The organism is Bacillus sp. FSL H7-0578 (assembly GCF_038630855.1).
GTDB lineage: Bacteria > Bacillota > Bacilli > Bacillales > Bacillaceae > Bacillus > Bacillus safensis.
In genome coordinates, this window is sequence record NZ_CP152045.1 from 2,895,551 (window position 1) to 2,909,801 (window position 14,251).

The 14,251-nt window shown below is 40.2% G+C and carries 15 protein-coding genes and 1 riboswitch; of the genes, 1 reads left to right on the forward strand and 14 read right to left on the reverse strand.

Going from position 1 to position 14,251, the window contains the following annotated elements:
• Nucleotides 1-62: 62 nt before the first annotated feature.
• Nucleotides 63-995: a WYL domain-containing protein gene (locus tag MHB41_RS14980; RefSeq protein WP_061110048.1), complete on the reverse strand. Its 933-nt coding sequence runs from the start codon at nucleotides 993-995 to the stop codon at nucleotides 63-65.
• Between the two features lie 82 nt (nucleotides 996-1,077).
• On the opposite strand from MHB41_RS14980, the gene MHB41_RS14985 reads away from it, so the two are divergent.
• Nucleotides 1,078-1,722 carry an NAD(P)H-dependent oxidoreductase gene (locus MHB41_RS14985; RefSeq protein WP_061110049.1) on the forward strand — a complete coding sequence of 215 codons (645 nt, stop codon included), beginning with the start codon at nucleotides 1,078-1,080 and terminating at the stop codon, nucleotides 1,720-1,722.
• A gap of 166 nt (nucleotides 1,723-1,888) precedes the next feature.
• Here the strand turns inward: MHB41_RS14985 and MHB41_RS14990 are convergent, their stop codons facing one another.
• The 13 genes from MHB41_RS14990 to MHB41_RS15050 form a co-directional block, all read right to left on the reverse strand.
• Complete coding sequence (locus tag MHB41_RS14990; protein ID WP_061110050.1) at nucleotides 1,889-3,745, reverse strand: alpha/beta fold hydrolase; 1,857 nt, start codon at nucleotides 3,743-3,745, stop codon at nucleotides 1,889-1,891.
• Between the two features lie 57 nt (nucleotides 3,746-3,802).
• Nucleotides 3,803-4,369, reverse strand: a complete 567-nt coding sequence (locus MHB41_RS14995; RefSeq protein WP_061110051.1) for a TetR/AcrR family transcriptional regulator — start codon at nucleotides 4,367-4,369, stop codon at nucleotides 3,803-3,805.
• Nucleotides 4,370-4,787: 418 nt separating this feature from the next.
• Nucleotides 4,788-6,185, reverse strand: a complete 1,398-nt coding sequence (gene sufB, locus MHB41_RS15000; protein ID WP_007500362.1) for a Fe-S cluster assembly protein SufB — start codon at nucleotides 6,183-6,185, stop codon at nucleotides 4,788-4,790.
• Between the two features lie 17 nt (nucleotides 6,186-6,202).
• Nucleotides 6,203-6,649, reverse strand: coding sequence for a Fe-S cluster assembly sulfur transfer protein SufU (sufU, locus tag MHB41_RS15005; protein WP_041115744.1), 447 nt, complete (start codon nucleotides 6,647-6,649; stop codon nucleotides 6,203-6,205).
• Nucleotides 6,639-7,859 (reverse strand): cysteine desulfurase, encoded by a 1,221-nt coding sequence (locus MHB41_RS15010; protein WP_046313268.1) that lies wholly within the window; start codon nucleotides 7,857-7,859, stop codon nucleotides 6,639-6,641. The genes sufU and MHB41_RS15010 overlap by 11 nt, the downstream gene beginning before the upstream one ends.
• Nucleotides 7,859-9,172, reverse strand: coding sequence for a Fe-S cluster assembly protein SufD (sufD, locus tag MHB41_RS15015; protein ID WP_061110052.1), 1,314 nt, complete (start codon nucleotides 9,170-9,172; stop codon nucleotides 7,859-7,861). Before sufD ends, MHB41_RS15010 begins: the two co-directional genes overlap by 1 nt.
• A gap of 18 nt (nucleotides 9,173-9,190) precedes the next feature.
• Nucleotides 9,191-9,976 carry a Fe-S cluster assembly ATPase SufC gene (gene sufC / locus MHB41_RS15020; RefSeq protein ID WP_007500355.1) on the reverse strand — a complete coding sequence of 262 codons (786 nt, stop codon included), beginning with the start codon at nucleotides 9,974-9,976 and terminating at the stop codon, nucleotides 9,191-9,193.
• A 213-nt stretch (nucleotides 9,977-10,189) separates the two neighbouring features.
• A complete protein-coding gene (locus tag MHB41_RS15025) occupies nucleotides 10,190-10,324 on the reverse strand; it encodes a hypothetical protein (protein WP_254965641.1) in 135 nt (44 codons plus the stop codon).
• A 215-nt stretch (nucleotides 10,325-10,539) separates the two neighbouring features.
• Nucleotides 10,540-10,908: a carboxymuconolactone decarboxylase family protein gene (locus MHB41_RS15030; RefSeq protein WP_003212803.1), complete on the reverse strand. Its 369-nt coding sequence runs from the start codon at nucleotides 10,906-10,908 to the stop codon at nucleotides 10,540-10,542.
• Nucleotides 10,909-11,011: 103 nt separating this feature from the next.
• Nucleotides 11,012-11,833 carry a methionine ABC transporter substrate-binding lipoprotein MetQ gene (metQ, locus tag MHB41_RS15035; protein ID WP_024426003.1) on the reverse strand — a complete coding sequence of 274 codons (822 nt, stop codon included), beginning with the start codon at nucleotides 11,831-11,833 and terminating at the stop codon, nucleotides 11,012-11,014.
• Between the two features lie 14 nt (nucleotides 11,834-11,847).
• On the reverse strand, nucleotides 11,848-12,516 hold the full coding sequence (locus MHB41_RS15040) for a methionine ABC transporter permease (RefSeq protein ID WP_024423401.1): 669 nt from the start codon (nucleotides 12,514-12,516) through the stop codon (nucleotides 11,848-11,850).
• Nucleotides 12,509-13,534 carry a methionine ABC transporter ATP-binding protein gene (locus tag MHB41_RS15045; RefSeq protein ID WP_061110360.1) on the reverse strand — a complete coding sequence of 342 codons (1,026 nt, stop codon included), beginning with the start codon at nucleotides 13,532-13,534 and terminating at the stop codon, nucleotides 12,509-12,511. The genes MHB41_RS15040 and MHB41_RS15045 overlap by 8 nt, the downstream gene beginning before the upstream one ends.
• 154 nt (nucleotides 13,535-13,688) lie before the next feature.
• A riboswitch (SAM riboswitch) is annotated at nucleotides 13,689-13,797 on the reverse strand.
• Between the two features lie 102 nt (nucleotides 13,798-13,899).
• Entirely contained in the window at nucleotides 13,900-14,241 is a 342-nt protein-coding gene (locus MHB41_RS15050; RefSeq protein WP_024423403.1) for an SCP2 sterol-binding domain-containing protein, read from the reverse strand.
• Nucleotides 14,242-14,251: the final 10 nt, after the last annotated feature.

Genomic DNA, 14,251 nt, shown 5'->3' on the forward strand with positions numbered 1-14,251 from the left:
GCTATAATTCGCCTCTTTTAATATGTGGAGTTTTTTGTGATTCAGAGACAATTCGTTTACTTTCAATACTGATCAATCACTTCTCGCAATTGATTCAAATAACTTTCTTTCAATTCATCTGGGTATTCAATTTTCACATGTTTCCCAAAAGACATCAAATAGTGTGTCATATACGATAATTCTTCTTGGTTGTACCCACCCACAATATAAGGAATCTGATCAATGATCTCCAATCTCATATTTGGGTAATGATGCTTCAAAAACTTTTCTTTTCCTTGTTCCGTTAATCGACATTTAAATGAGATATCATGATAAGTTTTTTCGTACTCGAGCTGCAGTTCTTTTAATTCATCCTTCGTAAATGTGTCTCTCATTTCTTCTTCAATCATCATGTCCTTCATAAAGTCACATCTATAGATGCCCCACTTTTTATTTTGAACATCATATGCTTGAGAAAACCAAATGCCATTTCGATAAAACAACTCAAGAAATTGCAGCCTGATCCATTTATTTTCATATTGAGTGTACGTCATCTTCACGATTTGATCTTTCATCATTGCCTGTAAAATCAATTCCAAATGATTTTGTTCACTAACTGGTGCGACATTATAGTAATGAATCACATCCAAAGTCTCCGTAATCATTTGCTTTCTCTCATCAGACATTGTGGCAAACAACTTTTGCCGAATTTGTGAGTAGGATTTTTTAAATGGTGTTGCTGACACCAGGTCTAGCGCTTTAAGAGCGAAAAAAATAGCTTGGACTTCTTCAATATTGAAATAAATAGGAACCAATGGAGATTGATTCACCAGTCGATATCCTCCATGTCTTCCATTTTCAACGTAAAAAGCTAAACCCATTGACTCTAGCTCTTCTATATCTCTTAAAGCCGTCCTTTTAGAAATGCCAAATTCGGATTGTAAGTCCTTTAACTGAAAAGAGTGTTTATCGCTTAAAAAAATAAGTTCTTGGTTTAATCGTTCTGATTTTTTCATTTGTTTTCCCTCTTAAAAAGGTGCCTTCTTTTGTCACCTTTATCATTTATACTCAGCTTATCAAAAGAAAAGGAGCATGTACATGCAAACATTAATCATAAACGCGCATCCACATTTCACTCATCGAGAAAGTTATTCAAACAAACTGCAAACACTATTTTTAGAACAGTTTAAAGAAAGATTCCCTCATGACAAACCAACAATATTACATTTACATGAAACTGAAATTCCTCGTATCGAAAAAGACCAGCTGCTACGTATTTGGGATAAGCAAGCATCCGAACAAACATTAACGGCTGCCGAAGAAAAAATCGCCGCTGCTTCATCTGCTTTATTGGCCCAATTCAAAGCACATCATCGAATTGTGATCGTGTCACCTGTTCATAATTTCAATGTGACTTCACGAATGAAAGATTATATAGATAATATCTTTATTGCGAGAGAAACGTTCAAATATACAGAAAATGGTTCTGTTGGTCTGATGACTGACGATTATCGTGTACTTTTACTTCAAGCAAGCGGCTCAATTTTCACAAATAACGATCGATATACACCTCTAGAATTTTCACATTATTACCTAAAAGAAATATTTCAAAACTTGATGGGGTTTCATCAATTTCATATTGTCCGAGCACAAGGCACAGCGGTTTTACAGCAAGATGCGATCTTACAATCTGCATCTGATGATATGACGAAAACCTTAGAGGAGTTTTATGCTCCTCATTAACCTCTATTTAATCAAAAAGACCCAAAACGAAAAATCGTGCTTTTTTTAATAAAAATCACCTTTTTCGTTTTAGGGTGCTATATAATCTTTCAGTTGATGCGGGCATCGGCGGGACCACAAGCAATGCGATTTTTCAATTACGACATACTTTATTTATCCCACATTCTCAACTGCTAATAAGACTATTTTTTATAACCAATGCTGCCGTTTCACTCGGATGGCTAAGAGGGAAATGATGACCATATGGGACAACATCAACTTTTCCAAAATGCGATGGAGCAGAATAGCCTCTGTCGTACTCCCCCCAGATAATATGAAGATTATCCTTTGTTATTTCATTGAAATCACCGTGATCGTTTTTCAATAGTAAATGGTTAAGCTGAACCGTCGTATTTAAAATTCTAGGAGACGTAAAACTGTTTCTGATTTTTTCAATATAATGTTCAGGGATGCTCTCCATCCTTTCAAACAAACCATTACTTAATAAATAACGCTCTATCATTTTAGGAGTTGCTAATTTTAAAGACCATTTGTTCATCCATTGTGGAACATTTAGCGATTTAGCATTTTTTTTGGCAACAGGCGGCTGAAGTAAAGTGATTGAATACTTCTTATCTATGTACCCTTGTCCCAATGCTTCTAGTAAAATAAACGCACCAAATGAATGGCCAATGAGATGTGCACCATTAGCCGCTTTCTCCAATACCTTTTTCACTACATTCAAATAGAGATCTAGAAGATGTTTCTCTCGTTTAAATGGAGAACGTCCCAAACCTGGAAGATCCAAGATCCATACCGGTTGACCCGTTTTTTCTTGAAGCTCTTGTGCTAAAGGAAATAAATCCTCTCCATCACTCAATAAACCATGTAATAAAATAAATGGTTTCCCCTCTCCTTTTAGTTGGTAAAGGGTATTGTTATCGCATAATGTTCGCTCAAATACATGATGATGCTCACCATGTTGATCCATCATTCGATAATCTAGATCAGCTGCTACGGCAGGGAAAAAGTTCATGACACTCGTCTTCTTAAACCAATCGTCTCCCATTATTTTTTTCGCTGAAACATTTGAGAATGTTCGTTTTGTCATAAAATTCAGTCCGTCAGAAGGAATTTTAGTGATTTTGCTTACGCCACTATTCATAACAGCTTTCATTAGTGGCATTGGGACAGAGATTTTTGGTGCCCTCATATTCATACTTTCCGACATCACACTTAATAATTCAGCAATGTTCTGATCATGCTCTTTGTCTTCAACAAGTGTAAATGTTTGAATAGCCGGCTGCTCCATCCTGAAAACCTGCACAATAAACTTCGCAAACATATCGTTTGAAATAAGTGGCAGTCTATATCCTTTACCTCCAGGAATCACTGGCATGAGACCTCTTCGCATACTCTTTACAAGCAAACCTAATCCTGCTATCTGCTCTGTACTCCCTGTTTTACTACTACCGACCACAGTTGGCGGATTAATGACAGACAGCGGATAACCTATTGCTGATGCCTGTTGACGGATATAAAGATCTGCTAAAAATTTTGTTCTCTCATATGGATTTTTTATTTTCAAATAGTTGTTTCCTTCTTTAAACACATCAATTGTAACCTTGCTATTTTGATCGTCAAAGGGACTCATATAACCGACAACATGAATAAATTGATGCAAGCCCTTCGATTGATGAATACTTTTAGCTAATTCACTCATATGTTTGGCGCCATTTAAAAAGACGGAAGCTGCCTCATTACTTGTCGCTTGAATATCCATGGGGCCTCCTGCGTGAATGATCACATCCGTTTTCAATACCCTTTCCTTATCTTCAGCACTTAGACCTAAATCTATTTTCGTCAAATCACCTTCAACAAAGTGCATCACTGACTCTTTTAAAATGCCTCTTTCTTGAAAAATGCATGTCGCTTTACTTTTCGACCTCACTAAAAGAAGAATGTTCACATCCTCTTTGGCTAATTCTTCCACTAATTGCTTTCCGATAAAGCCTGTTCCACCAATTAAAAATACTGTTTTCATATGAAGGCTCCTTTTTAGTACTACATAGTACTAATTTGATGTAAAAAAAATGCTTCTTTATCGAAGCAAGTTAAATAAATGATCTGCTGTTTTTGTGATGACAGTGGCATCCTTCAATGTTTCTGAAATAAATAACGCCCCTTCAAGATTTGTAATAAAAAGTGATGCCACCTCATCAATCTGAATCGTTTCTCTGAATTCCCCGTTCTCTACACCTTGTTTCAGTAATAGAGAAACTTTCTTTTGTAATCCTGTAAAAAAAAGACCTATTTTTTCTTTTATTTGCGTGGCCTGTGCAGGACTTTGAATATAAAGAGTAATAAATGGACAGCCTCCCTGATACTCTCTCGACTGAACGCCTTGTGATAATTGCTTTAAAAACATTTGGACACGCTCTTCAACCAAAAATTGATTCTGAGACATTACGTCATCAATTGCAGATTGATACATGTCAATCCAATAATCAACGACCCCTTCTAATAATTCTTCCTTATTAGAAAAGTGATAATACACATTCGACTTTGACACTTTGCTTACACGTACCAATTCATCCATACTGGTATAAGCAAACCCTTTTTCCAAAAATAATGTTGCAGCTACTTCAAGTACACGCTTTTGATTCATTAATTTTGCCTTTGTCATAATTAGAACTATACAGTACTAATTTAAATGTTGCAAGTATTTATTTTGAATAAAGTTGATCTGAACCTCGAAGTTGTTGCGGCCTTAAAGGTAAAATCATTTCTCCTTTAAAAGGTTCATAACAAATGTTGTGAGAGAGTATTTCAAAGAAGTTTGTAAAAGACATGCATTGAGACATAGCCATGCTGTAAACATTTTGAATAAGAACTATGTATGGGGAAAGGTTAAGACATTCTAGTATAAAAAACAACCGCAGACACGTATCTCCATGTCACCCAAAAATTGAGGACCAAAGGAAATGTATCTGCGGTATGTTCAATAATTAAATTTTGTGGGCGCTTTGTGGGTGCTTAATATAAATATAACATCTAAACACCTTTAATCCCCGCTATATCAACGGTTAACCGATTGAACCTTCCATTTCAAACTTAATCAAACGGTTCATTTCAACTGCGTATTCCATTGGCAGTTCTTTTGTGAATGGCTCGATGAAGCCCATGACGATCATTTCTGTTGCTTCTTCTTCAGAAATTCCGCGGCTCATCAAGTAGAATAGCTGTTCTTCTGATACTTTTGATACCTTTGCTTCGTGCTCTAATGAAATGTTGTCGTTTAAGATTTCATTGTAAGGGATCGTATCAGATGTTGATTTGTTATCCATGATGAGTGTGTCACACTCGATGTTTGAGCGTGCACCCTCTGCTTTGCGTCCGAAGTGAACGATTCCGCGGTATGTGACTTTACCGCCTTGTTTCGAAATCGATTTCGATACGATCGTTGAAGATGTGTTTGGTGCAAGGTGAATCATTTTCGCACCTGCATCTTGGTGCTGACCTTTACCTGCAAGGGCAATACTTAATGTCATACCACGAGCGCCTTCACCTTTTAGGATGACTGCTGGGTATTTCATTGTCAGCTTAGAACCGATGTTTCCATCAATCCATTCCATTGTTGCATTCTCTTCACATACTGTACGTTTTGTCACAAGGTTGAAGACGTTGTTTGCCCAGTTTTGAATCGTTGTATAACGGCAGTAGCCGCCTTTTTTCACGATGATTTCAACTACCGCACTGTGAAGTGAGTTTGTTGTGTAAACTGGAGCTGTACAGCCTTCTACGTAATGCACATGTGCGCCTTCATCAACGATGATCAGTGTACGCTCGAACTGACCCATGTTTTCAGAGTTGATACGGAAGTATGCTTGAAGTGGAGTATCTACTTTTACGCCTTTTGGTACGTAGATAAATGAACCACCAGACCATACAGCCGAGTTAAGCGCAGCAAATTTGTTGTCAGTCGGAGGAATGACTTTTGCCCAGTGCTCACGGAAGATGTCTTCGTTCTCTTTTAATGCGCTGTCTGTATCTTTAAACACAATTCCTAAATCTTCAAGGTCTTGCTTCATGTTGTGATACACAACTTCAGATTCATACTGAGCAGATACACCAGCTAAATATTTTTGCTCTGCTTCTGGGATACCAAGCTTATCAAAGGTTTGTTTGATTTCTTCTGGTACTTCATCCCAAGAACGCTCAGAGCGCTCTGATGGCTTTACGTAGTACGTAATTTCATCAAAGTTTAATGCATTTAAATCTCCGCCCCATTGAGGCATCGGCATGTTGTAAAAGTGCTCAAGAGATTTCAAACGGAAGTCGAGCATCCACTGAGGCTCTTCTTTCATACGAGAAATTTCTTCAACGATCTCTTTTGTCAGTCCGCGCTCTGAACGGAAAATGGAAACGTCTTTATCAGAAAAGCCGTATTTATATTCACCAACATCTGGCATTTTTTTAGCCATCCATTTTCACTCCAATCTTATGATTTGCCGTTATCTTCGGCAGATGCGCCTTTTTCAAGCGCCTTCCATGATAATGTTGCACATTTGATGCGGGCAGGGAATTTTGCCACTCCCTGCAGCGCCTCAATGTCACCAAGATCAATGGAATCGTCGTATTCTTTTCCTAGCATCATATCGGAGAAAATCTGAGACATTTTCAATGCTGTTTCAATATCTTTCCCTTTAATCGCCTGCGTCATCATCGAGGCAGATGCCATCGAAATCGAGCATCCTTCTCCTTCAAATTTCGCATCCGTGACTTTATCGTCTTCGATTTTCATCGTAAGACGAATGCGGTCACCACACGTTGGGTTGTTCATATCGACGACAATGCTGTCGTTTAGCACACCTTTGTTTCTCGGATTTTTATAATGATCCATAATCACTTGTCTGTACAGTGTGTCTAAGTTTACATTAAAAGACATTCGTAAAATACTCCTTTGTCTTACGGAGCGCTGCAATGAGCCTGTCAATCTCTTCTTCTGTATTATACAGATAGAAGCTTGCTCTTGCAGTCGCTGATACACCAAGCCATTTCATAAGCGGCTGTGCACAGTGGTGTCCAGCACGAATGGCGACACCTTCCGTATCCAGAACAGTTGATGCATCATGCGGATGGACATCGTCTAAGTTAAACGTCACAAGCCCAGCTCGGTGCTGCGGTCCATAAACAGTCGCACCGTCAAGTTCCTTAAAGCGCTCAAGCGCGTAAGTCGCAAGCTGATGCTCGTAACGGCTGACTTCCTCCATACCAATGTCATTTAAGAAGTCAATTGCTTTTCCTAGTCCAACTGCTCCAGCAATAATCGGTGTTCCCGCTTCAAATTTCCACGGCAGCTCTTTCCATGTGGAATCATATAGATCCACAAAGTCGATCATTTCACCGCCAAACTCAGCAGGCTCCATATTATTCAAAAGGTCCTTCTTCCCGTAAAGCACACCGATGCCAGTCGGTCCACACATTTTATGCCCAGAGAATGCGAAAAAGTCACAATCTAGATCCTGAACATCAATTTGCATGTGCGGAGTGCTTTGCGCACCGTCGACGACAATGATTGCCCCATGATCGTGGGCAATTTTGGCGATTTCTTTAATCGGGTTGATGGTTCCTAATACGTTTGAGACATGTGTGACAGCGACGATTTTCGTTTGATGTGTGATCGTTTGCTTCACATCTTCAAGCGATAGCGTGCCGTCTTCCTGTAACGGAATGTATTTCAATGTGGCGCCAGTTGCTTTTGCTGCTTGCTGCCAAGGGATGATATTCGCATGATGCTCCATATGCGTAATGACAATCTCATCGCCTTCTTTGAGGTTGGCTCTAGCATAGCTGATCGCCACTGTGTTTAGCGCAGTTGTTGTACCTCTAGTAAAAATAATCTCCTGAACAGATGAAGCACGGATGAATGCACGAACTTTCTCTCTCGCACCCTCGTATGCGTCCGTTGCTCTTGTGCCAAGGGTATGAACACCCCTGTGGACGTTCGAGTTGTAAGACCGGTAATACTCATTCATTGCATCAATGACCACTCTTGGTTTTTGAGAAGTCGCTGCACTGTCCAAATACACCAAATCATGTCCGTTCACTTGCTGATGAAGGATTGGAAATTGCTCACGAACGTCTTTGATATTCATTATTTTACTTTCCTTTCAATCACAGAAACAAGCTGCTTTTTAACTCCTTCAATCGGCAGTTCTTTTACAACTGGATTTAAGAAGCCGTAAATCACAAGTCTTTCTGCATCTTCTTTGGAAATCCCGCGGCTCATGAGGTAGTACAATTGAATTGGATCGACACGTCCAACAGAAGCGGCGTGCCCTGCTGTCACATCATCTTCATCAATTAAAAGAATGGGGTTTGCGTCACCGCGTGCTTTCTCACTCAGCATGAGGACACGTGATTCCTGCTCTGCATTTGACTTCGTTGCGCCATGCTCGATTTTACCAATTCCGTTAAAGATAGAGGATGCTTGATCCTTCATCACACCATGCTTCAAGATATATCCTTCAGAGTTTTTACCGAAGTGGATGATGCTTGTTGTGAAGTTTTCCGTTTGGTTTCCTCGGCCGACAACAACTGATTTCGTATCACCGAATGTACCGTCGCCCATCAGTTTTGTGATGTTTTCAGATACGACGTCTCCATCATTCATCAGGCCAAGCGCCCATTCGATTTTACTGTCACGGCCATTTGCCATACCGCGTCTGTTTACATATACTGTGACTCCTTCTGCAAGGTTATCTACAGCACCGTATGTGACGCGGGCGTTAGCGCCTGTGAACACTTCAGAAACGATATTGAAGATCGCTTCTTCCGGTTTTGCTGTACTGATGTAGTTTTCTACATATGTCACAGCACTATGATCGTCTGCTACAACGATGACATGGTTGAACAAAGTCGTTTCGTTATTTTCATGAAGATAAACAGCTTGAATTGGTGCTTCAAGCTCTACGTTTTTCGGTACATAGAGGAAAGCCCCGCCATTCACTAAAGCAGCATGTAAAGCTGTTAGTTTATGCTCATCCACTTTCACTGCATCTGTCATGAAGTATTGTTTCACTAATTCTCCATGCTCGCGGATCGCTGTATGAAGATCAGTGAAGATCACACCTTTGTCTTTCGCTTCAGCTGAAAGAGACAAATAGGCCGGCGTTTGATCACGCTGAATGTAAACTGTCTTATCTGTGTCCTCTAAATCAATAAGAGATTTCACTTCTTCAGGAAGCTCTTCTAATGATCCAAATGGCGCACTTTCGACTGTATGCTGTTTGAAATTCGTTAAATTCCATTTTGAAATATTCGTTTTGTCAGGCTTTGGCATTGGGAGGTCTTCTGCTTTTTCAAGAGCCTGTAAGCGAAGGGAGCTCATCCATGCCGGTTCCTGATGCTTCTCGGAGAAGCTTTTGACATAATCTTGATCTACTGATAATTTCGTTTCTAATGTCATCAATAATCCTCCTAACGCTTACGCTTCTTGACCAACAGTTTCGTCTTCAATTCCTAACTCTTTTTTAATCCAATCATAGCCTTCTGCTTCTAGACGCTGCGCAAGTTCTGGTCCGCCAGATTTCACAATACGGCCTTGCATCATGACATGAACGTGATCTGGTGTGATGTAGTTCAGCAGGCGCTGATAGTGAGTGATCATTAAGCAGCCGAAGCTTTCGCCGCGCATTTTGTTAATTCCTTTAGAAACAACTTTCAAGGCATCGATATCAAGACCAGAATCGATTTCGTCAAGGATGGCGATCTTTGGTTCAATCATCATTAATTGAAGAATTTCGTTGCGTTTTTTCTCCCCGCCTGAGAAACCTTCGTTTAGGTAGCGCTGTGCCATATCTGGATCCATTTCAAGGAACTCCATGTTTTCGTCCATTTTGCGGATGAATTTCATAAGAGAGATTTCATCGCCTTCTTCTCTGCGTGCGTTAATTGCAGAACGAAGGAAGTCAGCATTTGTAACACCGCTGATTTCAGATGGGTATTGCATCGCAAGGAAAAGACCAGCTTGAGCGCGCTCATCTACTTCCATTTCAAGGACATCTTCGCCATCAAGCAAGATGCTGCCTTTTGTTACTTCATATTTAGGGTGACCCATAATGGCAGCAGATAAAGTAGATTTACCTGTTCCGTTAGGTCCCATTACTGCGTGGAATTCTCCACCTTTTATCTCGAGGTTTACACCCTTTAAGATTTCTTTCCCTTCAATCTCAACGTGCAAGTCCTTAATTGTTAATGTCGAAGCAGTCATATATCGATACCTCCAAAATAATCATTATTCTCAATTTATTCTCATTCTAATTTTATAACAAATTAAAACTGAATACAACACATTCACGATAAGCGTGAGAGGATGCTCTCAAAATTCTAACAAAAAAAGCAGGTAGATAAAAGGATTTATGTCGAAAAGACTGTTTTCATAAAGAAAGGGCGGGAAACTGTTCTCCCCGCCCCTCAGCTATTATTAGCCTCGTATATTCATTTTTGCGAGCTGTCTTTTCTCATCTCGATAGGACTGCTCTCGTTTATATTCCACTTTCATCCGTAAGTCATGGTCTCTTTCGTACTCTGCATAGCTCATGCCATGAGCTTGATGCATGGCCTTTTCCATCTCGGCGGTATAATCCAATCCTAGTGTACTATGGTCCGAACAAATAATAAACCATTCCCTTCCTTGAGTGTAGCTTTATTGTAGCAAACGTATGCGGCTTCACTCAAAAGGGATATGACACCCTATGCTGGCATATTTTCTCACACAAACGGATGAGAAGCGCTCAACTCCCTGAGATGGAAAAATACCGTGTTATGCTTCCCTTAATGCGTCTGTCCTCCAAATTCATCAATACATTGCTGAACGACAGTGATTCCTTGGCTTAGTGCTGCCCCGCCGCCAAAAGCTGCTGCTACGCTGACAACCTCCAGCAAATTCTCTTCTGTCGCCCCTTGATCGAGCGCTCCCTTTGTATGATAAATCATGCAGTATTCGTCCTGTGCATGAATACTGATGCCAAGGGCAATCATTTGTTTTTCTTTTTGCGTTAATGAATCGCTTTGGAAGCACTGCTCCGTAAATTCATTGAATTTCTTTCCAAACACCGGCATTTTCTTCTGGAATTCACCCATTGCGGTTTTATAATCAGTCAGTGATTGCTGCATGGATCCGCTCATATGCTGTTCATTCATCTTGATTCCATCCCTTCAGGTCATTTGTACGTTTTTATTATGAGCGAGATTTGAAAAAATACACAAAAAACCTCGCTTTGGTAGAAGCGAGGTTGAAATGTTGTTATTCAGATACAGGCAATACTGCACCATCATATTTTTTGTCGATGAATTCTTTGATTTTATCAGAGTGAAGAACTTCCATTAATGTCTTGATCTTATCTGATTTTTCGTCACCTTTGCGAACCGCAACGATGTTTGCATATGGGTTGTTCTTTGTTTGCTCAAGTTCGATTGAATCTTTTTTCGGATTCAATTTATTTTGGATCGCATAGTTGACGTTGATGAATACAGCATCGCCTTCACTGTTTTCATAAGCTTTCGCAGTTAATTCAGGCGCGATTTTTTTGAATTTTAGGTTCTTTGGGTTTTCTTTAATGTTCTTTACTGTTGCGTTGATTGTATCAACCTTTGGATCAAGCTTGATGACACCAGCATTTTGCAGCAGGGCAAGCATACGGCCTTGTTCAGCTACGTTGTTTGTCATGATGATTGTGCCGCCGTTTGGAATATCTTTTACAGATTTGTATTTCTTAGAGTAGATACCGAAAGGCTCAAGGTGAACCGCACCAGCACTCACTAGGTTATAATCTTTGTTTGATTTATTTTCTTCGTTTAAGTAAGGGATATGTTGGAAAAAGTTCGCATCCACTTCTTTTTCAGCTAACGCTTTGTTGTACATTTTATAATCGCTAAGCACTTTCACTTTTAAATCGTAGCCTTTTTCTTTTAGAAGTGGTTTTGCTTCTTCAAGAATTTCGGCATGAGGCGTTTTTGAAGCGGCAACCGTAATGGTTTTGCTTTCACTTGCGTTATTAGATGAACCGCACGCAGCTAAAATACCTGCAAATGCTAGAAATAGTGCACTTAAAATCAATTTCTTCATGAATAAATCCTCCCTTAACGTTTATCAATTTTATTTGTAATCAAATCACCGATTATTTGAATAATAAAGACGATGATGAGAATAAACACAGTAGCTACAAGTGTGACATCTGTATTACCAGATTGGTACCCTTCCACATAGGCGAGGTCTCCAAGTCCGCCTGCTCCAATTGCACCTGCAATCGCAGTAGAGCCAATCAGAGCAATTGCTGTTACGGTAATACCTGAAATAAGGGCTGGCAATGATTCTGGCAGCAATACTTTGAAAATGATTGTCGACGTTTTTGCTCCCATTGATCGTGCTGCTTCAATGACTCCTTTGTCTACCTCACGCAGTGCAATTTCGACAAGACGTGCATAGAATGGAGCTGACCCTATGACAAGGGCAGGGAGTGCTGCATTTGGGCCTAAAATCGTATGCATTAAGAATTTCGTAAACCCTAGTAATAAAATAATTAAAATGATAAAAGGAATCGATCTGAAAATATTGACGACAGCGCCGATGACAGCATTTATCGGTTTATTTTCCCAAAGACCGCCTTTTCCTGTAAGGAAGAGCAGGAGCCCTAAGATAATCCCGATTGCAAAGGCAAATGCCAATGAAATCAGTGTCATATACACCGTTTCACCTGTTGCACTCCAGATGACGTCTAAATCAACGTTCGGAAACCATTTCTCAAACATGTGTCATCACCTCGATTTCAACCTGTTTGCTTTGGATATAGGCGATGGCTTTTTCTACCTCAGTCACTTCTCCATTAATGTGGATAAAGAGTGTTCCAAACGCGCCTTCCTGCGTTTGAGAAATCTTCCCTTGAAGGATGTTCACATCGACCTTGAAGGATCGAATGATTTCAGTGATCAGCGGCTGCTCGGCAGAATCTCCGATAAAGGACAACCGTACGACCTGACCTTCTTTTACTCGTTCTAAGACGTGCTCAATTGTTTCTTTCGCTTCCTCTGGTTCTGCAAGCTGTTGCACAAATCGTTTCGTCATTTCTTCCTTCGGTTGTCTGAAGACGCGTAATACTTCGCCTTCTTCGACAATGCGTCCATTTTCCATGACCGCAACGCGATGACAAATTTTGCGAATGACGTGCATTTCGTGTGTTATCAGCACAATCGTGAGCCCTAGTCGTTTATTGATATCCGCCAAAAGTTCAAGGATCGAATCGGTCGTTTGCGGATCTAGCGCAGATGTCGCTTCGTCACATAGAAGAACCTTTGGATCATTCGCTAATGCTCTCGCAATGCCGACACGCTGTTTTTGCCCGCCGCTCAGCTGAGACGGATATGCATTTTCTTTTCCTTCTAAACCGACCAATTTAATCAGTTCATTCGCACGTTCTCTCCGTTTTGATGTAGGTACACCTGCGATCTCAAGCGGGAACATAATATTTTGTCTCACTGTTCTTGACCAAAGCAAATTAAAGTGCTGGAAGATCATGCTGATTTCTTGTCTTGCTTTCCGAAGTTTCGCATTCGATACTTCATTGATCCGGTTGCCTGCCACTTCAACAATTCCTTCTGTTGGCAGCTCCAGACCGTTTAATAGGCGAATAAGCGAGCTTTTTCCTGCACCGCTATACCCGATAATTCCGAATATTTCACCTTTATCAATATCCAGGTTGACGTCTTTCACGGCATCAACATTTCCGCTTTTTGAATGGTACGTTTTTGATACATTCTGTAAATGAATCACAGTCTGATCACCTGCTTTCTTGCTGAATCTATAGGTTTCCATCACATACGTTATTTATTCTTCTTTCTGTCATGACTCTAGCCTGACGCCAGGTCAGTAAAAAAGACCTAACTGCAACGCAAGCAGAAAGGCCTTTTATGTCAATTACGCCTTTCTCTCATCTTTCAAAGCGCTGCGGCTTTGAGTGAATTGGCACCAATTTCAGCTATGCTGACGGTTGCCGGGTTTCATAGGGCACGTCCCTCCACCTCTCTTAATAAGAGAAAATATGTTGTTTTATGTGATGTTCATGTTTTTACTAACGTAGAATATCATGCTACCCGAGATATGTCAACGCTGTAAATCGCTAATTTCCAAGTAAACAACTACGTTATCATTTTTCGAAAAAAACCGTTCGTCAGCCAAAGCACTGCCTCTAGTCTAAGGAGCGCACGGAACGACCCTTTGACTTTGACTTGTCCCCTGCTGATTAACTGCTGTAAGGACATATCTCCATCTAATAATTGTAGAATCTCTTTCCTCTCACCATAAAAGATGAGATCCGATAACTCAATTGCAGGTAGTTTCTTCACTTCACCACGTTCATCCACAATCAATGTACAAGAGTCAGTTTCCGCCTCAAATGTAATCTTCAAGGATGATGATGAGAGCAGCGGCTTTAATAATAAACGCTGCCCTGTGTTACCATGGGCTTTCACATTTTCCACATGTATAACC

What these genes read in the sequence shown, in the direction of transcription:
- MHB41_RS14985 (WP_061110049.1), top strand. Translation starts at nt 1,078, where the DNA reads ATGCAAACATTAATCATAAACGCGCATCCACATTTCACTCATCGAGAA.
- MHB41_RS14980 (WP_061110048.1), bottom strand. Translation starts at nt 995, where the DNA reads ATGAAAAAATCAGAACGATTAAACCAAGAACTTATTTTTTTAAGCGAT.
- MHB41_RS15040 (WP_024423401.1), bottom strand. Translation starts at nt 12,516, where the DNA reads ATGTTTGAGAAATGGTTTCCGAACGTTGATTTAGACGTCATCTGGAGT.
- metQ (WP_024426003.1), bottom strand. Translation starts at nt 11,833, where the DNA reads ATGAAGAAATTGATTTTAAGTGCACTATTTCTAGCATTTGCAGGTATT.
- sufU (WP_041115744.1), bottom strand. Translation starts at nt 6,649, where the DNA reads ATGTCTTTTAATGTAAACTTAGACACACTGTACAGACAAGTGATTATG.
- MHB41_RS14990 (WP_061110050.1), bottom strand. Translation starts at nt 3,745, where the DNA reads ATGAAAACAGTATTTTTAATTGGTGGAACAGGCTTTATCGGAAAGCAA.
- MHB41_RS15010 (WP_046313268.1), bottom strand. Translation starts at nt 7,859, where the DNA reads ATGAATATCAAAGACGTTCGTGAGCAATTTCCAATCCTTCATCAGCAA.
- MHB41_RS15030 (WP_003212803.1), bottom strand. Translation starts at nt 10,908, where the DNA reads ATGAATGAACAGCATATGAGCGGATCCATGCAGCAATCACTGACTGAT.
- MHB41_RS15025 (WP_254965641.1), bottom strand. Translation starts at nt 10,324, where the DNA reads ATGCATCAAGCTCATGGCATGAGCTATGCAGAGTACGAAAGAGACCAT.
- sufC (WP_007500355.1), bottom strand. Translation starts at nt 9,976, where the DNA reads ATGACTGCTTCGACATTAACAATTAAGGACTTGCACGTTGAGATTGAA.
- sufB (WP_007500362.1), bottom strand. Translation starts at nt 6,185, where the DNA reads ATGGCTAAAAAAATGCCAGATGTTGGTGAATATAAATACGGCTTTTCT.
- MHB41_RS14995 (WP_061110051.1), bottom strand. Translation starts at nt 4,369, where the DNA reads ATGAATCAAAAGCGTGTACTTGAAGTAGCTGCAACATTATTTTTGGAA.
- sufD (WP_061110052.1), bottom strand. Translation starts at nt 9,172, where the DNA reads ATGACATTAGAAACGAAATTATCAGTAGATCAAGATTATGTCAAAAGC.